Below are 22,719 nucleotides of genomic sequence, written 5' to 3' on the forward strand. Positions count from 1 at the left end.
ACCGGCAGCAGGCAAGTTAAAACAGAATGCAAGCAAAAATAAGCAACAATAATTTCACAAGGTAAAACCATGCGCAAACTCAGTATATTGCTGGCGATAGCATTTGCTCTGTCAGGTCCGGCAAAAGCAGATTTCGCTATCCCCGGCTTTGAACTGGTCTACACCACACCAGCAGAAACCACATTGACCAACCCCGATTTACGCGACCCGGCCACCGTGTGGTGCGAAATGCTGGATGCAGCAAAAACAGATATTGATATCGCGCAGTTTTACGTTGCGGGCAAAACGGGAGAAGCGCTGGACAAGGTGATTGCCCATCTGGCAGCGGCTGGCGAACGCGGCGTGAAGATCCGTTTTCTGATGGAAGAAAAAGGTAAATCTGCGTCCGAGATGGCGAGCATAGAACGCCTGAAAAGTATTCCCCATCTTGATTTCCGCTTCATGGAGTTCGGCAAGCTGCGTGGACAAGGCATTATCCACGCCAAGTATATGGTTGTGGATAAAACCGTCGCCTATGTCGGCAGTCAGAATTTCGACTGGCGTTCATTAAATCATATCCATGAAACCGGCTTGCGTATCAGTGATGTGGCCATGGTCAGGCAGTTACACAGTATTTTCGACATCGACTGGCAGGCGCAGACCCTGTTGACCGAGGGTAAAGCGGTGCCCACGCTGAACCAGTCGGTGGTATTGGCTGACCAGTTCAAGTCAGCCTATCTGGTCGCCAGCCCGAATGCGTTTAACCCGCCAGGTGTCGGTGATTCAGAATCAGAACTGGTCAGGCTGCTGGCAACGGCTACATCTGAAGTCAGGATCACTTTACTTGACTATGTGCCGCTCAGCTATGCCCCCGGACGCAAGCGCCCTTATTACGCCGTGATCGACAACGCGATTCGCGCGGCGTTGGCACGGGGTGTCAGGGTCAAGCTCATGGTATCAAACTGGAATACCGAAGAACCTGCCATTCATCACCTGAAAAGTCTGGCCCTGCTGCCGGGCATGGAAATCAGGATTGTCACCCTGCCCCAGGCCAGTAGCGGCTTCATCCCTTTTGCTCGCGTCGTCCACAGTAAAACCATGTCGATAGACGGCAAGCTGGCATGGATAGGTACCAGTAACTGGAGTGGCGGGTATCTGGACAATTCACGCAATCTGGAAATCGTTCTGCGTAACGAAGCCATGGCAAAGCGCCTGGCAGAACTGCATGAACAAACCTGGCAATCGCCCTATGCGCAGCCACTGGAGATACAGAAAAACTATCCCAAACCTGTCAAAGGCTAAGTGCCTGAGCAGGCAACAAGCTGCCACGTCCGCTCTCCCCATTTTTAATTTTATATTTACAGGAAATTCCATGTCCCACAAGTTTTACCCCCGTCTGAGTATCCTGGTGGCTGCCACCTGTCCCTTGCTGGCAACCGCCGCTGACAGCAACACAGCAAACGACCAGGCTGGTAGCGAAGTGCTGATTCAGTCGCAAAGACAGAATTACCGCGGCATCTCGGCCACCGGTGCGACCAAGACCGATGCCTTGCTGGCAGACTTGCCGCAAAGCGTGCGGGTACTGACAGCAGATCTGCTCAAGGACAATGGCGTCACCAGTCTGAATAATGCACTTGACCTCACCAGCGGCATTGCCCGGCAAAGTAATCTGGGGGGCTTGTGGGACAGTTATGCCATGCGCGGCTTTACTGGTGACCCGAATTTTGGTTCCGATTATATGGTCAACGGTTTCAATTCCAGCCGTGGCTATAACGGCTTGCGCGATACGGCCAACACCCAGTCCATCGAAGTCCTGAAAGGGCCATCATCTGCACTATATGGTCGTGGCGAACCTGGCGGCACGGTCAACATCATGACCAAGAAACCACGCTTCAAGCCCGAGTATGATATCGACCTTAGCCTCGCCAGCCATCAGACATATCGCGTGGCCGCCGATCTGACCGGGCCAGTCAGTGAGAATATTGCTTACCGTATCAATGCAGCGGTAGAACAGGGCGACAGCTATCGCGACACTATCAGCAGCAAACGCAGTTTCGTTTCACCTTCGCTGGTCTGGTTAATCGGTGAGCGCACCACGCTGTCGTATGAACTGGAAGCCAGCGAACAAAAGACACCGTTTGACCGGGGTGTGCTGGCCGTCAATGGCAAACTGGGCCTGATACCGAATTCGCGCTTCCTTGGCGAACCTGGCGATGGCCCGGTAACCGTCAAATCCCTGGGTCACCAGGTCTTTATACAGCATGATTTCAACCAACAGTGGTCCCTGCAAAGTGGCCTTTCATACCGTGACAGTGAGCTGCGCGGTTTTTCTACCGAGGCGAATAATCTACTGGCTGATGAACGTACTTTACGACGCCAGCGCCGCTACCGTGATTTTTCTGCGACCGACCGATCGGCCCGCGTTGAACTGGTCGGCAAGTTTGATACGGCAGCCATCAGGCATAATGTGCTGCTGGGTATTGATAGTTATCAGTTTGACGACAGCCGCGTGCAATTGCGCCGCAATCCTTCAGCAACGAATGCGTATGCCATCGATATCTACAACCCCGTGTATGGCAAAACAGCCGACCCGTTGGCGCTGTCCGTCAATACGCTGGAAAACCAGAAAGCCCGTGGTCTCTACCTGCAAGACCAGCTTGATCTGGCCCCGCAATGGAAAGCGCTGTTCGGCCTGCGTAGCGACCACTATGACCAGACTCTGACCAATTATCGCGTTGCCGTTGCCACCAGCCAGTCGCTCAGTGCCACCAGCCCGCGTGCGGGCCTGGTGTATCAGCCCATGTCTGGTGTATCGCTGTATGCCAGCGCAGCAAAAGGTTTCCGTCCGAATAGCGGCATCAGTATCAGCAACACCGCCTTCCCGGCAGAAGAAAGCCGCTCGTATGAAGTCGGCGTCAAATTCGATACGCCGGACAACAAGACCAGCGCCACCATCGCTCTCTACCGTATCAAGAAAACCAATGTACTGACAACCAATCCGGCCAATACCGACTTTTCCATCGCTGCGGGTGAAGTCGGCAGCAAGGGGCTGGAAATGGATGTGGCGGGCGATATCATCCCCAATCTGCGCCTGTCAGCCGCATACGCCTATACCGATGCGACCGTCACCAAGGGCGACAATACCATTGTCACCGGCAGCCGTTTTCCGAATGTCGCCAAACATAGCGCCAATTTGATACTCAGTCAGTTGTTTTCCATAGGTACAGCCAGGGCCAGCCTGGGCGCAGGTATCAACTATGTGGGTGAACGCCTGGGTGACGTGGCGGTATCTTCCAACTTCACGCTGCCCGCCTACACCACGGTGAAGCTGATGTCGTCCTATAGTCCCAGCAAAGCCACGCGCCTGTCATTGAATGTGGATAACCTGTTCAACAAGCGCTATTACGCCAGTTCGTATAGTCAGCTATGGGTGGCGCCCGGCACAGAACGCAGTGTCAGTCTGAACCTGCACCAGCAGTTCTAAAACGATGAGCAGTCTTGCCACTACCAATAGAACCGAGGGCCGCATGCGCATCACTGCGATTGATGCCATGCGCGGCCTGGTCATGCTGATCATGCTGCTTGATCATGTGCGCGAAAGTTTTTACCTGCACCATCAGGTCAGTGATCCCATGGATGTCAGCCAGACCGAACCCGCCCTGTTTTTTAGCCGGCTGGCAGCCCACATCTGTGCCCCCGTCTTTGTGTTCCTGACCGGTTTGTCTGCCTGGCTGTATGCGCATTCGACTGCACCTTCGGCTGCATCTTCGGCTACACATTCAGCATCTGGCCCGCGCAATGCCAGCGGCTTCCTGATCAAACGTGGTCTGCTGTTGGTGCTGCTGGAATTGCTGGTGGTGAACTTTGCCTGGTCAGGACAATTTCCACCGCCTATCCTGTATCTGCAGGTGATCTGGGTCATCGGTCTGTGCATGATCGTACTGGGTTTACTGCATCGTCTGCCGGCCATGGTATTGGGGTTGACGGGTATCATCATCGTCGCAGGTCACAATGCCCTGGCCTCGCTCACGGTAGCACCCGGTGGTATTGCCCATGCCTTGTGGACAGTGTTTTTACATCGTGGTTTTCTGGTGGCGGAAGGTGCAGTCAAGATCAAGGTCAGCTATCCTCTGTTACCCTGGATAGGCATTATCCTTTTGGGTTATGTGGCTGGCAGGCTGTATGCAAATGACATCACGCCAGTGCGACGCCAGCGCATGCTGACACTACTGGGTGCAACGGCATTGCTATTGTTTGTAGTATTGCGCAGCCTGAACGGCTATGGAGAAAACCTGCCGTGGCAAACAGGTGAAGACAGTCTGCACAGTATCATGTCCTTCCTGAACCTGACCAAATACCCGCCCTCACTGGATTTTGCCTTGCTGACACTGGGTGCAGGTATGTTATGTCTGGCCTGGCTGGAAACCGGGCATGGCTGGCTAAGCCGCGTATGCAGCATTTTTGGTGCTGCCCCCATGTTTTACTACCTGCTGCATTTGTATGTATTGCTGTTCATGCAAATCCTGTTCGTCAACCTGTTCGGCGCCAACCACGGTAAGCGTTTTGGTGTCGATCATGTCTGGCAGCTATGGCTGATCTCCGCAGCGTTGATACCAGCCCTGTATTATCCCTGCCGCAGTTTTGCCCGCTTCAAGCGGCAATCCGGGCAGGCATGGGTCAGGTATTTTTGAAGTTGTTTTTTCCATGTTGTCATGCAAATTACTGTTTTTGGCAGACTGCTTTTTCTCTGAATTGAATGAGAAAATGAAACATATTAATTCAGCAAATTTTCAACAAATAAGCGAGCACTATCATATAATCAAGAGCGAAAATCACAGCTATGTATTGAGGCTTTTTTTGAAGCTTTTTTGAAGCTTTTTTGACTTGAATTTATTACCATTCTGGAGCAGACATGTCAGACAAACAGCAGCCCATTCATGCGGGAGAATCCGGTCTTCCAACAGATCCATCCCGCCGACGTTTGCTGCAAGGTGCAGCGGTTGCAGGCGTTGTGGGAAGCTTGCCTGTCGTGGGAGAAGCTGCTACGCACAAGGCGGATAAAATCGTAGCGGGTTCTCTGGACACCAAGCTGAAAGCACATATCAAGAATGTGGTGGTAATTTATCTGGAAAACCGCAGCTTCAATAATCTGTTTGGCAATTTCCCCGGTGTCAGCCAGCCGTTGTCGGATGTTCCTGCTTCTGTTTTTACACAAAAAGACAGAGATGGTACTGTCATGAATACCTTGCCCAAAATCTGGGGTGGGATGGTGCCGCGTGCACAAAACCTGGCCGGTAAAAACTATGTGATTGCTGAAGACAAGATCACTGGTCTGCCAAATGCGCCATTTGCCTTGAAGGATGCAGAGGGCTTGCCCCTTCCTGAATCAGTGATCACCCGGGATTTGTGGCATTTGTTTTATCAAAATCAAATGCAGATAAACGGCGGCAAAAATGACCGCTTCGTCGCCTGGGCAGATTCCGGCGCGCTAACCATGGGCCACTATGGCGAAACGCAAAAGAATCTGGACTTATGGAAAATCGCCCGGCAATATACGCTGTGCGATAACTTTTTCATGGCAGCATTTGGTGGCTCTTACTTGAACCACCAGTTCCTGATCTCAGGCAGAACACCCGAATACTTTGATGCGCCAAATACCCCGGCAAAAAAGAAAATAGCTGTCACTGAAGATGGCCCGACCGGGGTGAGACTGGCCATAGACAAAGGCTGCCCGCCATCAGCAATGGATGGCAAGCCCAAATTCGTCAGCGATGGCGCAATGACTCCGGATGGCTACGCAGTCAACACCATGGCCCCACCCTACCAGCCCAGCTATATCAAGCCAGCGCCTGGTGGTGATACCACATTGGCAGACCCGCAAGATCCAAGTACCTTGCCACCACAAAGCTATGACACGATAGGCGATTTGCTATCGCGTAAAGGTGTCAGTTGGGCCTGGTATGGCGGTGCCTGGCAAGTCGCCCTGGAATATAAGGGGGGCGGTGAAAAACCAAATTTCCAGTATCACCATCAACCGTTCAATTATTTCAGGCAATTCGCGCCAGGCACTGCGGCACGCAAAGAACATTTACGTGATGGCGGCCTGGGTGACAGCCCCATTTCCAACAAGTTTCTGGCAGACGTTATTGCCGGTAAATTGCCTGCTGTGACGTTTTATAAACCACAGGGCAATCTCAACATGCATGCGGGTTATTCTGATGTTGAATCTGGCGATCAGCACGTCGCCAATGTGCTGGAACATTTGAAGAAAAGCCCACAGTGGAAAAACATGCTGGTCGTCGTTACCTTCGATGAAAATGGAGGCTGGTGGGATCATGTGGCACCACCCAAAGGCGACCGCTGGGGGCCAGGATCACGCATTCCTGCGATTATTGTTTCCCCGTATGCAAAGAAGGGAAATGTCGATCATAGCTTCTACGACACGACATCCATCATGCGTTTCATTACCCGCCTGCATGGCTTACCCTTGTTAGAGGGGATCAAAGTACGTAACGCTGCATTTATTGAACGGGGTGCCTTGCCGCCAGGTGATCTGACTGGCGCACTGAGTTTCGCCGAACACCAGGCGAGTTAAAAACACCAGATGGGTATTACCTTTTTATTGGCAAGCTGGTTCCAATAAACGGTGCCCTCAATCAGTCTTTGATGTTTTAGAAGAGACTGATTGAGGTGTCCTGTTATTTTGGTAGCACCTCAAAAACCAGCAGTTGTGTCACCTGGGTCTGATCGAAGTTATCATCCGATACAAGTACAATGGTGTCATGGCCGTTGGGCAATTTACGTCCCCACGCGATTCCTTCTATATTGTCGATTTTTGGCAAGCCTGCTTCATTCAAATTCAAGATCAGTCTTTTTTGAACCGGTACATACTTTGCATTCTTCAATGAGGCAATCTCCTTGATGTCTGTTGCCCCATGAATATCCATTTCATACAGACGAATATAAAATTTGAAAACCCCTGCTGCGTCCTGAACACCGGATCGTTCCAGTACCAGCAGTTGATGTTCATTGACAGCAAGCACTTCAGACAAACCGTTATCACTGAACCGGCCAGGTGCGGCTACCGCCTGAATTGGATCAAGTGGATAGGCATATTGTTCAAACACCTTACCCTTGCGGTCAAAACGTGTAATGCGACTGACCGCCCCTTTATCGACTGTGGCTACCGGTCCATCCTGATATATGGCTGTTTCCATGCCCAGCCAGAGATATTTACCATCCGGAGAAAAACTCAGTCCTTCGAAACTCAAATTATTCCGTGATCCGGTCTCTTCATTGGGTGAAACATTCAACATCGCAGGCGTGGGTAAGGTGGACAGGTAACTGCCATCCCGCTTCGCCTGTCTGATGAATGGATTAAGTCCCAATTTCCGGCTGCCTTCGCTGGCATACCAGATACTGTCATCCTGGGGATCGAAGCGTATCGATTCTATGTCTGCTACCTCACCACCTTCTTTTTCAAACAGCTTCGCATCCGGATAGTTTTTTCCGTTGGCCTGTTTAAAAAAATGCACGCCAGTCAGTGTCACTGAGGTAAAGGCATGCTGGTCATAATTCAGTGTGGCAGTATAAAAACGTGCGGGACTATATTCTGACCTGTCATCACTTTCCAGAATCCATGTTTCTGTACGTGCATCATAGTCAATTCCAGAAAGCCCACCGACCACGGTATCAGCGTAGATTGCTTTTAAAGGAATGCGCTGTTCACCAATGAAACGAAGACTGCCCACAGTATGTTGCACTGTGCTTTCCCTTGTCTTCTTCACCTCCTTGTTAGCTACTTTGCCTACAGTACTGTCGCTAGCGCAAGCAGAGATCAGCACAAGCGTGCACAGCATCACCAGTGACTTGATGCCTTGAATTGCAGATGCCATGGATATAGTCCGTCCAGATAATTTTGCCAATGCAGTCATATTATTTCCTCAACACTGATTACATCTAGAACTCATTTCATCAATAGGGATGAGTGCGAGCAAGGCGATTCGGGATGCAGTGCAAGGCGTCAAGGGTGACACTTGCAGCTAAGGCTGGTGCCTTAGCAAGCGGCACAACGCTGCAATGCGCCCGAATCGCCAGCTCCCGAAGGGTTTGTCTTATAACGCGTGCTGGACTGCGTTGGACTCGTTGTCAATAGACCAGCTATTGACTGCCTCGTCCGCCTTGCCAGCCCACGTTATAAGACAAACGCATCTCACCCCTATTGATGAAATGAGTTCTAATTAAAACATTCAAACTTCTCTCAATGACATCAGGAAAGCATGTTAATGGAAGAACGCACCAGCGTCAGCAAGGCTTCATCATGGACCTTTGTAATTGCCCATACATTTTCCTTGCGCCCTTCAATCTGGGAACCAAACCAGGACATGGCATACCCTTCGGTAGGACCAGGGCGGCAATCTATCGTTACAGCACATGGTTCACCGTCAAACAAGCTGCTGTCCAATAAATACGCGACCGGACAGGCATCGTGGAGCAGTGGGTCCAGTTTCGCATAGGCTTCCAGCATGTCGGCAGCCAGCTGGCCACAATGCGTGTCAATAGTTGAAAACGACTGTATCCACTCTGGTGACATGACCACCTGATGTGTCACATCCAGAGGAAACAGTACAAGACTGGCTTCCGCCGTGATGACAATTTCTGCCGCAACCGGATCTGCATAAAAATTGAATTCCGCTGCAGGCGTTACGTTGCCAGGACATCGCAGTGCTCCGCCCATGATGAGTAACTGCTTTACCCGCTTTAAAATACCAGGCGACAGGCGTTCTGCCAGTGCCAGGTTGGTCAGCGGACCTATCGCTACCAGCGTTATGCTTCCCTCTTCATGTTCCAGCAGCAATTCAATCAGGCGGTTTGACGCATGACCAGTCTGGACTGACCTGTCCGCCCCAAATACAACCCCACCCAGTCCGTCTTCACCATGTACCAGATTGCAGCGGGCTTCTGCATGGCCCAGTGGCAAGGCGGCACCGGCATACACTGGCACACGCATTTTTCCGGCGGCATCCAGTATCCGGCGTGCATTCCTTGCCGTAATTGCTACCGGGCGATTACCTGCAACCGTGGTCACTGCAAGCAGATCCAGCTGATCGCTGGAAGCTGCCAGGAACAGCGCCAGCGCATCGTCAATGCCTGGGTCGCAGTCAATAATGATTTTTTTCATGTTGTTCACTGCCCAGAGCTATTGGCAACAATAGTTCTATCCATGATTGCGACCAGCAATCGCAGCCAAAGCCAGCGCCAGCTTGTCAAGATCAAAATCGGCCTTATTCGCCTGCTTGAATTCCTGGACCAGATTCTGAGGCAGCTTTTCAGTACCAACCAGCGCACCGACAATAGACCCAGCCATGGTAGCGATGGAATCTGTATCGTTGCCTATCGATGCGCTCAGGGCTATCGTGCGCAACGCATCGCCTTTGGCATAAGCGACGACACCAAGGGCGGCTGGAACTGACTCTGCCGCCAGCACTGAATTGCCAACCATGCGCTCCATTCGGGTCAGGAAGGAATAATCGTTTGTCGCCTCTGCTGCGATGCTTAAGGCCATCTCAAGTCGCGCTATATATTGTGGACCAGCGACCATGCGCGCATGTTCACTGGCAAGCTGTTCACCAATATGTGCCCCCTCTATCGCGCCGTTGATCACATCATGGAGATTGTTTGATACCAGCGCTTGCGACACTGCTGCAGCGACAGAGCAGGCAGCAGAAATGGCGACATTCGTGTCATGGGATGGAAGACAGGTAATCAAAGCCTGACGACATGCCGCATCGGGATTTCCAGGGTATATCAAACCAGCTGGAGCAACCCGCATTGCCGCCCCATTGGTGGTACCGACAGATGTCATCTTGCGGCGGGAAGTGCCAATCACCCCGACCAATGCGGTATCGCTTCCCTCTTGCAGCGCTTTGACTATACCGGCAGTACTTGGTCCCATGAAACTGGCCTTGGGACTATTGCTTGCCCAGTCCAGCAGGCAGGCAACCCAGCCTGCCTGATCCAGCGCGCCATCAGCCGCTATCATTGCACGCGCCAGGTAATACATCTGGCTGGCATCGTCAGTGACTTCTCCGCGTTTACCGGCATTTGCACCCGCAAAGGTATCTTCAGGCGGAATGTCGAAATCAAGCACAAGTCCGCCATATTTTTTAAAAATCTCTTCTATGGTCCACTGTTCAGTCGGCGCACCCAGTGCATCACCCATGCCTGCCAATAGCAGCGAAGCATGGATCCGGTCCTGGAATATCAGCTTGTTCAAAAATTGCTCCTTCATTTTATTTTTATCCTCTTAAGAAACAGATAGTTTTCTCTGGCGCATGCCAGCAAAAACGAGCACGATAACCGTAATGACAGGCGGTATCATGTACACCAGTTGCGTAGGAATTTTGAACATTCCCAATTGCGTCGCCAGTACCGACGAGGCACCAAACACACAGGCAGCGATGAAGGTTCCAGGTGCAGACCTGCGGCCCAGAAAAATCGCCGCCAGGGCCAGGAAGCCACGACCTGCCACCATGTCTGACTGGAACAGGGACAGATAACCCATACTCAAGTAAATACCGCCCAGGCTGGCCAGAAAACCACTGAGGAAAAAACCCAGGTACTGGACACGCTTCACCGGTATGCCTGCGATGAGAGCCGCGTCACGGTTTTCTCCTACCGCACGTAACCAGGTGCCATATTGGGTACGTCCTAAAAACAGGCGAACCAGGACTACACTGGCAAACGCCAGATACAGCAAAACATGGTGGCCCTGTCCACCATCTCCGTTGAGCAATACGTCCAGTGGTGGAACGCCAGCCAGACCGGGGATATGAATAAGAGGCAAGCTTGGGCTGTTCAGGCTGGCGGTCGAGCCTTTGTCACCGACTATCGATACCAGCAAAAACACGGTCAGCCCCGCCGCGAGAATATTGATGGCAATACCTGCAACGATCAGGTCTGCTTTCAATTCAAGATGGAACACTGCCAGCACGCCAGTAAGAAACAAGGCAGCCAGGATGCCTGCAAAGGCGCCTGCCCAGGGATAGATCCAGGGCGACAATCCTGGCAACCATGTCTGGCAATAAACCGATACGATGACACCAAAAAATGCGGCGACCAGCATGATGCCTTCCAGTGCTACGTTGATACTGCCAGCCAGGTCAGAAATCAATCCACCCAGCGCAGCAAACACGATGGGTGTCGACGCCCGCATAACAGCCACCAGCATGGTGGCGGCAAATGTTGCCAGTGCAATCGCATCAAAGCTCATCATTTCTGGCCCTTCAAACGATGGATGTAATTGAATTTTTGCAGAAAAGAATTCCAGGATTGTCTCAGCCTGGAAGAAAAGCCTGCCGGTATCAGGTGCTCGGCAACAACGAACAGAATGATCAGGGCCTGGACGATCTGCACTACTTCGCGTGACACATCGGTCGTGCGTTCCATCGCCTGGGCACCGGTACGAAGATAGGCATAGAAAAATGCTGCCATTGGAATTGCCTTCGGGTCATTGCGCGCCAGCAAGGACACGACCAATCCATCAAAGCCCAGCCCCGGCGATAATTCAACCGGTAGCCGCTTTAACAGACCGTTGCTGATGTGCAGGCCCGCGAATGCAGCAAACGCGCCGCCGAACGCCATGGAAAGAATGATGGAGCGCGTTACCGGCATACCCACCCGACGGGCAAAAGCCGGGGCAGAACCAACGGTGCGTATTTCATAACCTGTCGTTGTACGCATCAACAAATACCAGGCTGCGAATACAACAAAGGGCAGCAGGTACAACATGGTGCTGACATTGGTATGCGCGATCAGACCCGAGAAGATGGCAGAAGAAGGCAACACTGGCGTTACCAGAAAACCGGCCCCGGGGTCACGCATGTATTCAGAGATGATCAGGCGATACAATTGCACGGCGATCAGATTGAGCATGAGCGTGCTCACAATCTCGTTGACCTGGTAACGCGCTTTCAATACCCCGGGTAGCAGGCCCCAGGTGAAGCCGGTCAGAATGGCCGCTACAAAAACGATGGGCAAAAGAAAAGGGAATCCATCGCCCAGATAAAGACTGACCGCCGCCGCAGCCAGTGCCGACAAAAACAATTGTCCATCTGCACCCAGTGAAAACTGACGCGCCCGGAATGGAATGGCAACGGCAAGACCGAGAAAGCTCAGCGTAATGGTATCTTCAATGACAGAACCAAAACGCACCATGCGCCGCAATTGCCATCCATGCAGATCGCTCCAGCGGATTTCAGGCAGTGGCCCGGTAAGCATGGTCAGGTAGGCACGGACAGGTTCCTTGCTGACCGTGGCAGTCACCATGAAGCCAATCAGCAAAGCACAAAACACGGCGAAAACCAAACGCAGACGCTGTTGCCAGACCGGATCGACATGCCTTGCCATCGAGGGTGAGGCATTACTTGTGATGATGTCCGTCATGCCAACACCTCAACACTTTCTACACCCGAGGTCACATTCAAACCGGCGTCGGCTCCTGACTGGCGTTTTGCCCCTGTCATATAAAGTCCCAATTCATTTGCGCTTACCTGTCCACCGGTAAATTGACCGACGATCTGACCCTGCGCCAGCACCGCAATACGGTCGGAGAGCGCAAGGATTTCATCCAGTTCAGCAGAGATCAATAATATGGATGCTCCCTGATCGCGCAATTCGATCAGGTACTTCCGGAGCATGTCACTGGCACCAATGTCGACTCCACGCGTGGGTTGGCAGGCGATCAAAAACAGCGGTTTCGTGGCGACTTCCCGTGCAAAAACCAGTTTCTGCATATTCCCGCCTGACAGCGCACCAATGATGGTTTCTGCCGATTCGGCGGCGACACCGTAGTAATGAATGAGCTGGCTGGCGAAATTCCGGATGCTCGCTCTGTTCAGGCTCCCGAATCTGGAAAAAGGCCGTTTATGGTAATCAACCGCCATGACATTTTCTGCAATACTCATGTCTGCGGCAACACCATCATGCAGCCGGTCTTCCGGTATGTTGGCGACCCTGTGCGAACGTGCTGAACGCACCCCCTGTCCTGTATAAATATGCCCGCCTATGGCCGCATGCCCCCCGGAAGGCCGGCGCGATCCACACAAAACTTCGGCCAGAAAGGATTGACCATTGCCTTCGATGCCGGCAATACCCAGTATTTCTCCCGGTGCGATATCGAACGATATATTCTGCAAGACATGTCGCCCGTCATCACGAACCACGCTGAGATTGCGTACGCTTACCAATGGATCAAGCGCATCTCTGCTGCTTCTTTGAATCTGGAGCGGCGTTAATGCCTTGCCTACGATCAGTTCAGTCAGTTCAACTTCACTGACGGTTTTGGCATCGCCCTGGCCTACGACTTTTCCGCCACGCAGTACGGTATAGCGGCCCGACACCTCGCGCACCTCTGAGAGCTTGTGGGTGATGATCACGACCGTCAGACCCAATTCAACCAGCTTGCGTAGTGCGGTGAACAGCGCACCTGCCTCTTGCGGTGTCAGCACTGCGGACGGTTCATCCAGCAGCAGCAGACGGGCACCACGATACAAAGCTTTCAGTATTTCAACCTTCTGTTGCTCGCCCAGCGACAGATCTGCGACTGTCGCCAAAGGATCCACCTCCAGCCCAAACCTGGCCGAGACTGCATGCACATCGGCAATCGCTCTGTCATCGTCAACCAGCAGGCCACGCATGGGTTCACGACCCAACACGATATTTCTCGCCACTGAAAACGATGGCACCAATTTAAGATGCTGTGGAACCAAACCGATCCCAGCAGCGATCGCATCGCGTGGTGTACGGAATTGCAATTGCCTGCCTTCGAACAGAATATTCCCTGCATCCGGCTGTTCAAGACCATAAATCAACTTCATCAACGTAGATTTTCCGGCACCGTTTTCACCGACAATCGCATGGATATCGCCGCGCCGGATACCAAAACTGACTCTGTCATTGGCCAGAATACCGTTAGCGTATTGCTTCGATACGCCCGTCAATTCCAGGATGTAAGGCAGCTTGTTGTCAGGGTAATCAGTTTGCATGGTCTGCTCTATGGCATCAGGGCTTGCTCTTTACGGATGCGTCGCCGCTCGCAATGGGCATTTGTGTAAAAACACCAGGAACCTGGACACGTTTTTCAATAACTGCACGTTCTGCTTCATTGAGACTTTTCAGCACTTCCGCAGGCACCTTCGCCATGACGTCTGAATCGCGCGCCAGACGCACACCGCCTTCGGCCAGACCGAGCGATTCAATCTGTCCATATGCCAGGCTGCCTGCCAGTTGCTGCTGTACCGCACGTAAAATACCGACATCCACGTTCTTGATGACGGACGTCACTATCCGTGCTGCGCGTTGCGGATTAGATACCCGGTACAAGGCATATTGATCTATATCCACACCGATTGCATAGCGGCGTGCCTCTGCCGCAGCCTCATTCACGCCCTGCCCGGTTGCACCCGCTGCATGAAAAATAAGTCCCACACCCCGCGCATATTGCGCTTTGGCGATATCCTTGCCTGCGGCGGGATCAGAAAAAGAATTGGCGAACTGACTCAAAACCTGCACATCAGGCGATGCGGCTTTTGCACCCGCACGAAATCCGGTGAGAAAATCTTCTATGACAGAAATCTGCATACCGCCTATCACTCCCAGACCACTGCCAGGAACAACATCCGGCAAGCCATTCTGCATCAGCTTTTCAGCAAAAAAGCCAGCAAGATAAGCGCCTTCGTTCTGCCTGAAAAGCATGGAATGAACATTTTTACAGCGGCACTTCTGGTAATCCACTGCGGCATCAAATACCATGAAATGACTCTCCGGAAAATCTTCGGCAAGCTTTTGTACATAGGGCACCATGGCAAATGTACCGGTGATAATCAGGTCATATTCTCCGCTGTCGGCCAGATCCGTCAACGCGGCTTCCCAACGTGTAGGATCAACACCACCTTCAATGACCTTGGCAAATACGGGCAATGTTTTCCTGGCCTGGTCTATGCCATGCGCCGCCGAATCAAAGAAGGATTTATCCCCCAGTGTTCCGTTGATGAACAAGGCAACCCGCAGTTGCGCATTGCCTGGCTTGCGGATATCAGTACGCGCTGTCACAGCAAGCAACAGGTAGAGCAATGCCATAATTGCAGCAAAGCATGCCACCTGAAAAAAGAATTCTTTGACTATCCGCATTGCCGGAATCCTTCAATATGCCTGTGATTTTTGTATCGTACATTCATACAACATTTCATGGTGTTTTTTGGCGATGCGCTGCCGGTAGAATCTCGGCTGCGCAGAACGTGGTTCTCATCTTTTGGGCGAACCCTGGCGATTGAGTACCACGCTCTGACATTCTCCTCATCCTCAGCCAGCAAAGTTCTGCCCGGCAGCCAAAGCTAACAATTCAGACTGAAAATTCAGTCCAGAAATTCAAAAATGAGTACGCATCGTTACGAACAGCGTTCTCGGGCTCCCCAGAAAATATCGTCCTGATGTCAAAGGATTGGACGTTGTCAGCTCAGACCCCACACCGGCAAGATATTGTTTGTTAAACAGATTGTCGATATTGAAAGCGAGCTCTGTTTTGGTGAAAGCACCCAGGAAACTGCCATTCAGGCGATAGCTGCCAGAAAGACCAATCAGGGTGTAATTAGGCATGTACTCTCTGGGATAGAAATCAGGGCCGCCTTTGACAACCGTATTTGCGACGACATTGTAGGTACCGGCTGCTTTGCCGACATACTTGGCATTGGCAGTCAAACGCCAGCCGGCAGATGATTTCCATGTCACTTCGGCAAAGGCATTGTGCCGCGCCGCGCCCAGTACAGGGTCGCCAGCCTTAATGCCTTCCGCCAATGTATCTTCTACATAGTGCGCGTCATTGAACGCATAATTGGCATACAGTTCCAGATGTTCAAAACTGGCACGCGCAGTCAGTTCAACGCCGCGTGAACTAATGCCACCCAGATTCTGGAATGTTGTTTTTGCATCGCGAGAAAAAATATCTCCGTTAGGATTGCCATTCTGGATGGAAATGCGGTCACGGTAATCAATCGCATAGACAGTCATACCCAGCCCGTAGGGGCCTTTCATCCAGCGAATACCGGCATCCTTATTAATCGAGGTTTCTGGTTTGATACCATTCTTCGCATCGACTGCTGCCGTGCCTTCAAAAACACTATCGGGAATTGCGCTGAAGTTTTTTGAACCACTGACAAAGAATTCCCAATCGTCATTGATCCTGTACAGCGCGGCAATTTTCGGCAAAATACCTGAAGAAACCGACAACTGGCGTTCACCATTAAATTCAACCGGTGAGCTATAAGTTTCACTGAAGCGCTGGTAAGTCGCACCGATATCCAGCTCGAAACGATCATCCAGCAAATTCATCTTGTCTTGCGCATACATCATTCCTGCATTGGAATTGTAGTGACGATCTTGCGTAATCGAATATAAATTACTGTCAGAGTATGACGAACTGACGGTCGGGTCTGTGGTCTGATACCAGTTACGTGTCTTTGCACGGCTGATATGTTCGTACCAGCCACCTACCCTGAGCGAGTGACCACTATCGAGGTTGGTAGCCAATTCAGCCAGCGTACCTTTTCTATCCATTTCATAGCCACCGCGCCGGGTGGTCGCCTCGCGTGCGCCCCATTGACTGACTGGGTTCATGGCATATTTAGCCGCCGCCGGACAAGCACCAGCCAGGAGCCTGGCGCTGGCATCCGCAGTCACCACCGCACTAGCTATCGGGACCAAACCACCCGATGCAGAAGTCTGGTATTGATTCACATAACATTCCTGCACGGTAGACACAGGCGAACCACCAGGTGCCACGGCACTGTAGACCGTACCGTTCACTGGTCTCTGCTTATAGGGAACATAGAACCATCCATCGCCTTCCTGATGATGGAAATAGGGCTTGATTGTGAGCTTGCTTGCATCACCCAGCTTTTGAATCCAGTCAATGTGGGAAAATACTTCAGTGCTCGCGATACCGCGTGTTCCACGGTAATTTTGATCGATGGCCGGATTGCCGGTCCAGTGATCAGTCAAGCCGTCTGTGCCAGAATTGGTTTCAAAGTTTGATTTATAGAATGGCGCACTGACGGCACGCAATGCAACGGCATCATAATCATTGTCAGCCATTTTGTTGTAGCTGACTGTGGCGCGCACACTGGAACCATTGCCCAGGTCTTTCAGGACACGAATATCGGCATGATCGCGCTTGCTGCGGCCAGACTGATCTCCTGGCCAGGTTCTTACATATTCATGCGAAAAGTCGCCATAGGCGCTGATCCCATTATCAAACCGGCCAGTGTCGTAACGGACAAACGCTCTTTGATAGCCATAATCACCGATCGATATCTCGGCATCACCACCACGCTCCTTACTGGGGTCGCGCGTTCTGAAATCGATATAACCACCCAGGGCCTGATTGGAAGGTGTACCAAGATCACCGGCAGTCTGGGAAACATCAACTCTGGAAATATTTGCCGTATCCATCAGACGGTTTGGCATGGTTCCGCCATTCGACAGGGTCGAACCGTTAGGAATGCCATCGATTGATATACCGATCTGTTCTTTGTTCAGTCCACGCATGGACAGCCGCATTGAAAAGCTGCCTGTCAACGCATCACTTGACCCTACCTGCAAACCCGGCACCCGGGTCAGCAACTTGAGTGGATCAAGACCCGCAGGTTGTTGCTGTATGGTCTCTTTATCGATAACGCTATTCGCCCGGGCCTCGCCTTTACCCAGCACTTTACCGGTGACCTCGACAACGGTAACCGGATTTTCCGCCGATACAGCAGTAGCAGCAGTAGCCGCATTGACAGCCTCTTGCGCATTGGCTGCACCACCCCACTGAAACGCCACCACTGTTCCTGCCGCAAACATTCCTATCCTACGATACATGATACCCCCCGATTGACATGTGAAGTTTTCGATTCTTAAGCTAACTTGATTTGCATCTGAATTTCGACGGAAAGAAAAATAATGGATAACCGCTGAATTAATTTTATATTGGTATGTACCACTAATCAATAGAAAATTAAAAATTCTTTCTTATTTCTTCAATTCACCAATTAACCCTTGTATTTAATGGTTTATAACGTTTTCCTTGAAAAAATAATTAGAAAATCTCATACCTTATTCAGTATAAATATTTTATATTGGTACGTACCTCACAAATAAAAATGAGCCATTATTGCACCAAAATGATAGATTTTTAAGTAAAGGCTCCAAGGGATTTGCATGCTTGCAGAGAAATTTCTTGGTTGGTACGATCCAATGCACGAAAATCGTGCTTATTCCATAGAAAATATGTTAATTAGCTCTGAAATGTGTGAAAATTGGTATGCACCTTACATACAACTGATGCGGCCAGACCTCAGTAAGCTCAAGCCCATTCATTGACATGCAAGATGCAGCGGACATCAATACGAAGGCGAAAGCGTCCAAATCAGGAAATGTGCTTTTTAAAGGAATAGACGAAACCATGCGTACCAAGAGACAAAGTAGCGAGACCATCCCGACCAACCAGAATCCGGTCGAAAAATCGTCCGCCCCTCTGTATCGACAACTGGCCGAAACTTTGCAACTGCATATGGAGTCCGGAAAAATTGCACCCAATGAACCCCTGCCCGCAGAAAGAGATCTTGCCATCAGCTTTAAAGTAAGCCGGGATACCGTCAGAAAGGCTATCCGCCTGCTGGAAGAACGCGGTGTCCTGTATAGCGATCACGGGCGAGGCACTTTCGCGGCCCCAGCTGCCGTGCGCCAGATGTCCCGCTTCCTGGACAGTTTTTCAGAAGACACGCTCAAACGCGGCGGCACGCCGGGTCAGAAGATTCTGTCCATGGAAAACGTAGCAGCCAATATGGCAATTGCCAGCCTGTTGCATGTAGAAGCGCATGTGCCCTTAATGCGCATCAAACGTTTGCGTCTGATGGATGACGCGGTGGTAGGTTTGCAGGATTCTTATCTGCATCTTCCACAGGGTGCGCGGCTGGAGCGTAAAGAGCTTGAGCGGGCCGGTTCACTGTATCGCCTACTGATCGACAAGTTTTCTATCGAGCCGTCAGAAAGCCTTGAGAGCGTCGGCGCCATCGCCGCCTCTGCGGATGATGCGCTATTGCTGGGAGTGGGACCTGGCACCCCTCTGCTGGTGTGTGAACGCGTCATGCTGTCAGACAGGCGTGAACCGATAGAATATTGCGAAATGAAGTATGTCCCATCGTATCGCTACAAGACGCGCATCAACAAATGGAGTAATGGCTAAGAGACATTGAGGAGTAGGCAATGAGGAATGCGCAATGAGGAATGTGCGATCAGGAATATGATACCCCTGCAACGCGGCGTGCAGGGGCACTGAGAAACCGCGCCGGATTATTACACGTACAAAGCGAGCCTGGCGCCCACCTGTGCCCTGGTAGGCAAAGCAGAACGTGCCCCTGTCGCTTCCAGCGCAAAGCTGCCCGCAGCACAAGCAAATCGCAAGGATGCTGTCAGTGACAGACCATCAAACAAGGCCACGAGAAAAGCCCCATTAAAACAATCCCCCGCGCCAGTAGTGTCAATCACCGTTGTATGAAATGCGGCTACTTCAACCCCGACATCACCACTAACCGCCATTGCGCCATGAGAACCGCGCGTAACCACCAGTATCTGCTGTCTGAAATGGAGCCTCTCCTGCATCGCCTTCAACTGCGGCGCTTCATTGAAAATGCTCAGATAGGTCGCTTCATTCATTAATACGATATCGCACATCGCCATGAGCCTGCGCATATGCGCCAGGTCAGTGATCATGACTGCTTCGACATCAATGGCGATGATAACCCCGGCCTCGCGCGCCAGACCGTGGACAAGGGTAAATTCTTCCATGTCGTAAGGCATGGCATACAGTAAGCGGCTTTGCGTCAGGGCCTGAAGAAAAGATGATCCCAACGGCACAGTGCCCTGCATCGGTGAATAGATAAGGGCTTTTTCACCACTGCTCTCCACCATGATAATCGCCATTGATGAGGCGGTATCCGGAATCTTCTTCAGTTGCTCAAGCCCGACACCGAAGCGGGAAAATTCTCGCGTCAGCAATACCCCTTCACTGTCATCACCAACACGCCCATAAACTTGCGTCGGCAAACCCAGATTGCTTGCTGCGCAGGCCACATTCGCCACCGTGCCACCGGCAAATTGTCCGAGCCGACGGCCCAACACCTTCTGATCCGCACCAGGCGCATGATCAACGGCAAAAACCAGGTCGACATTAGGATCGCCAAAAGCCAACATATCCCATCGTCGCGGCGACGGCAATCCCATTTCTTCCAGCATCTGATTCTCCTTGTTTAAACAGCATTCGCTAGGTCTGTTGACAGATGGGGCCACTGCCCCCTTCCAAAAAATTCATATACGGTCAAAACCGCGAAGTGAATTGCAAGCCAATTATGCGCGGATTGTAATCATTGACGAAACCGGTCAGGTTGTTAAAGTCAATACCGCCAACAATTTGGACCCGATTCGTGATATTACGTCCAAACATGGCCAACTCGTATCGGTCGCCATTCCATTTGTAACCAAGACGCAGGCCACCAGTCAGGAGCGGCTTACCAGAGAACTCCGTCGATTTGTATAGTGTGAAATTGACCTGGCTGCGATAGACCCAGTCAGTATAGGCAAAAAACTCCCCGTTCCGATACGGCACGCTATAGCGCAATGTAAAGTTGGCAGCCCATTTCGGTGCCTGCGGCAAAGGATTGCCATCGATAAGCGCTAGCGTGCTGCCACCTGCGCTTACATAAGTAGGATTGAGCACAGTACAAGAGCGACATACACCTACTGCCAGGGCAGCATCGTCTATTCGTGTGAAGTTATAACTACCGCCCAGGGTCATGAGCAGGTCATCTGTCAAATACGCTTCAAAATCCATTTCAACACCACGGCCAACACTCTTTTTTGAATTCAGCAAGATTGCAGAATTTGATGTGCCCCCTACTGCCGTTAATTGCAATCCCTTCACATTGTAAGCATAGATGTCCGCATTTAAACGCGCCCGGCGCTGGAACAAGTCGGCCTTGAATCCGGCTTCAACAGAAGTAATGGTTTCGGGTTGCGCCACGGACATCGGGTTAAAAGATCCCGCAGGTTGAATCGTTGCCCCACGAAAACCAGTTGCAACACGCGAATACAGATTGGCTGTGTCAGACAATTTATAAACTCCACTGACATCCCAGTTAAACTTGGAAACAGTATTACTCGCTGCCAGCCCGGCAGACCGGTCAATATCCGAGCTGCCATCCGGCTTGTTAGATGCCTCTGTCATCAAATACTTCCGGTCTCGCGTGTAACGTAAACCGGCACGCAGATTGAAACGATCGCTGACATCATAATTAAACGAACCGAATACTCCCCAGGCATCATTTTTTTGATGTGAGCGTACGTCGCTGGTCAGCATACCAGCGGACAAGGAATCATAGCTATAACTATCTATCTGGTATTTTTCGTCAAAATAGAACAGACCGGTTTGCCATTTGAGCCCTGCATTTGGACTGGATTCAAGGCGAAATTCCTGGGTAAATTGATGGTGACCAGATGTTCCATCCGCAGATTCAACCGGGAATGGAATCAACCCCGGACCCGAAACCGGCGTAAACGCAGCACCATAGCCGCCATCAATATCCCCGCGACTGAATACGCGTACCGTTTCGTAGCCTGTTATCGAATGAAGACTCATATCCCCGAAGCGCCACTTTAGTCTCATACTGCCGCCGTAATTTTCCAGATGCTGTCCGTTCCCTCCATCAGTGGCCAGGCTACCGATATCAAAATTGGGGACAAGCGCATTGCTGCGCGGCTGAATGATATTGGCGCGAAACAAAGACGCGCTACCGTTCAGCGTCCGTGCGTGGATGTTGGCAAGCGCACTGAAATCGGCATTTGGCTTGTATAGCAACTGAAAGCGCATGGCACTGTCATCATATCCTCCGTAGCGGTTTTGCTCCCCTGTATATGAATTATCAATCCAGTTATCGCGATGCTGGTGCAATATGGAAAGCCTGGCCGCCAGGTCAGTCCCCACGGGCAGGTTCATGGCTGCCTCCAAATTAGCCGTATTGTGCGTGGCATCAGAAATGGAAATGTAAGCATTACGGTTAGGGGCAGGTTGAACCGAATCGAATTTGACTACACCGGCAGGCGTATTTCGTCCAAACAATGAGCCTTGAGGTCCTCTCAGCACTTCAACGCGTTCCAGATCAAATGCGGGAAAACCTTTCAGCACCGGACTTTCCTGTACCACATCGTCATAGATCAGTGACACCGGCTGAGAAGCGTTTTGGTGAAAATCCACGTTGCCATAACCACGAATGTAGAAGCGCGGAAAAGAACGTCCAAATGAAGATTCCACATTTAAGCTGGGCACCCTGCCGGCGAGCATTTGCATATCCTGGCCACCAGAGTTCAGAACAGCCAGTTGCTCATCGGCCACTATGGATGCAGATACCGGGACATTCTTGATATTTTCTTCCCTGCGCTCTGCCGTCACAGTAACCGACTGCAACTTCACCGCTGGTGCAGCGACTGCCGAAACAGTCGCAACTGCATCTTGCGCGCTTGCTTCGACCAACTTCCCGGACAGTACAAGCACGAAGCCATACGCAAGCATGCTTTTTTTATCAATATGATTTTGCATAACATTCCCCCTTGAGCAATTGTTGAAATCCCACATTCGATCACGCCAATTAA

Annotated in this window: 15 protein-coding genes; 5 read left to right on the forward strand and 10 right to left on the reverse strand. The window is 51.4% G+C overall.

Translation table 11 applies throughout. The features are described from left to right. The first annotated feature begins 69 nt into the window (after positions 1-69). The 4 genes from ACO0LK_RS19905 to ACO0LK_RS19920 all read left to right on the forward strand — a co-directional run bounded on the left by ACO0LK_RS19905 (position 70) and on the right by ACO0LK_RS19920 (position 6,574). Positions 70-1,281: a phospholipase D-like domain-containing protein gene (locus ACO0LK_RS19905; RefSeq protein ID WP_422978104.1), complete on the forward strand. Its 1,212-nt coding sequence runs from the start codon at positions 70-72 to the stop codon at positions 1,279-1,281. 70 nt (positions 1,282-1,351) lie between these two features. Further along, positions 1,352-3,463: a TonB-dependent siderophore receptor gene (locus ACO0LK_RS19910; RefSeq protein WP_422978106.1), complete on the forward strand. Its 2,112-nt coding sequence runs from the start codon at positions 1,352-1,354 to the stop codon at positions 3,461-3,463. A gap of 4 nt (positions 3,464-3,467) precedes the next feature. Beyond that, complete coding sequence (locus tag ACO0LK_RS19915) at positions 3,468-4,670, forward strand: DUF1624 domain-containing protein (protein ID WP_422978108.1); 1,203 nt, start codon at positions 3,468-3,470, stop codon at positions 4,668-4,670. Positions 4,671-4,891: 221 nt separating this feature from the next. Beyond that, positions 4,892-6,574 (forward strand): acid phosphatase, encoded by a 1,683-nt coding sequence (locus tag ACO0LK_RS19920; protein ID WP_422978110.1) that lies wholly within the window; start codon positions 4,892-4,894, stop codon positions 6,572-6,574. Positions 6,575-6,677: 103 nt separating this feature from the next. Here the strand turns inward: ACO0LK_RS19920 and ACO0LK_RS19925 are convergent, their stop codons facing one another. The 8 genes from ACO0LK_RS19925 to ACO0LK_RS19960 form a co-directional block, all read right to left on the reverse strand. Beyond that, on the reverse strand, positions 6,678-7,742 hold the full coding sequence (locus ACO0LK_RS19925) for an esterase-like activity of phytase family protein (RefSeq protein WP_422978112.1): 1,065 nt from the start codon (positions 7,740-7,742) through the stop codon (positions 6,678-6,680). A 506-nt stretch (positions 7,743-8,248) separates the two neighbouring features. Continuing rightward, entirely contained in the window at positions 8,249-9,160 is a 912-nt protein-coding gene (locus ACO0LK_RS19930) for a nucleoside hydrolase (protein WP_422978114.1), read from the reverse strand. A 36-nt stretch (positions 9,161-9,196) separates the two neighbouring features. Continuing rightward, entirely contained in the window at positions 9,197-10,270 is a 1,074-nt protein-coding gene (locus ACO0LK_RS19935) for an ADP-ribosylglycohydrolase family protein (protein WP_422978116.1), read from the reverse strand. Between the two features lie 15 nt (positions 10,271-10,285). Continuing rightward, positions 10,286-11,254, reverse strand: a complete 969-nt coding sequence (locus ACO0LK_RS19940; protein ID WP_422978118.1) for an ABC transporter permease — start codon at positions 11,252-11,254, stop codon at positions 10,286-10,288. Then, positions 11,251-12,423 (reverse strand): ABC transporter permease, encoded by a 1,173-nt coding sequence (locus ACO0LK_RS19945; protein WP_422978120.1) that lies wholly within the window; start codon positions 12,421-12,423, stop codon positions 11,251-11,253. The genes ACO0LK_RS19940 and ACO0LK_RS19945 overlap by 4 nt, the downstream gene beginning before the upstream one ends. Then, entirely contained in the window at positions 12,420-14,024 is a 1,605-nt protein-coding gene (locus ACO0LK_RS19950) for an ABC transporter ATP-binding protein (RefSeq protein ID WP_422978122.1), read from the reverse strand. The genes ACO0LK_RS19945 and ACO0LK_RS19950 overlap by 4 nt, the downstream gene beginning before the upstream one ends. A gap of 16 nt (positions 14,025-14,040) precedes the next feature. Then, entirely contained in the window at positions 14,041-15,168 is a 1,128-nt protein-coding gene (locus tag ACO0LK_RS19955) for a BMP family lipoprotein (RefSeq protein WP_422978124.1), read from the reverse strand. 237 nt (positions 15,169-15,405) lie between these two features. Next, on the reverse strand, positions 15,406-17,877 hold the full coding sequence (locus ACO0LK_RS19960) for a TonB-dependent receptor (RefSeq protein WP_422978126.1): 2,472 nt from the start codon (positions 17,875-17,877) through the stop codon (positions 15,406-15,408). 601 nt (positions 17,878-18,478) lie between these two features. Here ACO0LK_RS19960 and ACO0LK_RS19965 point away from each other — a divergent pair. Further along, positions 18,479-19,261: a GntR family transcriptional regulator gene (locus ACO0LK_RS19965; RefSeq protein WP_422978128.1), complete on the forward strand. Its 783-nt coding sequence runs from the start codon at positions 18,479-18,481 to the stop codon at positions 19,259-19,261. 110 nt (positions 19,262-19,371) lie between these two features. On the opposite strand, the gene ACO0LK_RS19970 is transcribed toward ACO0LK_RS19965, so the two are convergent. Then, positions 19,372-20,310 carry a carbohydrate kinase family protein gene (locus ACO0LK_RS19970; protein ID WP_422978130.1) on the reverse strand — a complete coding sequence of 313 codons (939 nt, stop codon included), beginning with the start codon at positions 20,308-20,310 and terminating at the stop codon, positions 19,372-19,374. 82 nt (positions 20,311-20,392) lie between these two features. After that, positions 20,393-22,666, reverse strand: coding sequence for a TonB-dependent receptor (locus ACO0LK_RS19975; RefSeq protein ID WP_422978132.1), 2,274 nt, complete (start codon positions 22,664-22,666; stop codon positions 20,393-20,395). Positions 22,667-22,719 lie beyond the last annotated feature (53 nt).

The organism is Undibacterium sp. Ji49W (assembly GCF_049340205.1).
Classification (GTDB): domain Bacteria; phylum Pseudomonadota; class Gammaproteobacteria; order Burkholderiales; family Burkholderiaceae_D; genus Undibacterium.

Coding starts and splice junctions, on each gene's coding strand:
- ACO0LK_RS19905 (WP_422978104.1), top strand. CDS start 70: ATGCGCAAACTCAGTATATTGCTGGCGATAGCATTTGCTCTGTCAGGT.
- ACO0LK_RS19910 (WP_422978106.1), top strand. CDS start 1,352: ATGTCCCACAAGTTTTACCCCCGTCTGAGTATCCTGGTGGCTGCCACC.
- ACO0LK_RS19915 (WP_422978108.1), top strand. CDS start 3,468: ATGAGCAGTCTTGCCACTACCAATAGAACCGAGGGCCGCATGCGCATC.
- ACO0LK_RS19920 (WP_422978110.1), top strand. CDS start 4,892: ATGTCAGACAAACAGCAGCCCATTCATGCGGGAGAATCCGGTCTTCCA.
- ACO0LK_RS19930 (WP_422978114.1), bottom strand. CDS start 9,160: ATGAAAAAAATCATTATTGACTGCGACCCAGGCATTGACGATGCGCTG.
- ACO0LK_RS19935 (WP_422978116.1), bottom strand. CDS start 10,270: ATGAAGGAGCAATTTTTGAACAAGCTGATATTCCAGGACCGGATCCAT.
- ACO0LK_RS19940 (WP_422978118.1), bottom strand. CDS start 11,254: ATGATGAGCTTTGATGCGATTGCACTGGCAACATTTGCCGCCACCATG.
- ACO0LK_RS19945 (WP_422978120.1), bottom strand. CDS start 12,423: ATGACGGACATCATCACAAGTAATGCCTCACCCTCGATGGCAAGGCAT.
- ACO0LK_RS19950 (WP_422978122.1), bottom strand. CDS start 14,024: ATGCAAACTGATTACCCTGACAACAAGCTGCCTTACATCCTGGAATTG.
- ACO0LK_RS19955 (WP_422978124.1), bottom strand. CDS start 15,168: ATGCGGATAGTCAAAGAATTCTTTTTTCAGGTGGCATGCTTTGCTGCA.
- ACO0LK_RS19960 (WP_422978126.1), bottom strand. CDS start 17,877: ATGTTTGCGGCAGGAACAGTGGTGGCGTTTCAGTGGGGTGGTGCAGCC.
- ACO0LK_RS19965 (WP_422978128.1), top strand. CDS start 18,479: ATGCGTACCAAGAGACAAAGTAGCGAGACCATCCCGACCAACCAGAAT.
- ACO0LK_RS19970 (WP_422978130.1), bottom strand. CDS start 20,310: ATGCTGGAAGAAATGGGATTGCCGTCGCCGCGACGATGGGATATGTTG.
- ACO0LK_RS19975 (WP_422978132.1), bottom strand. CDS start 22,666: ATGCAAAATCATATTGATAAAAAAAGCATGCTTGCGTATGGCTTCGTG.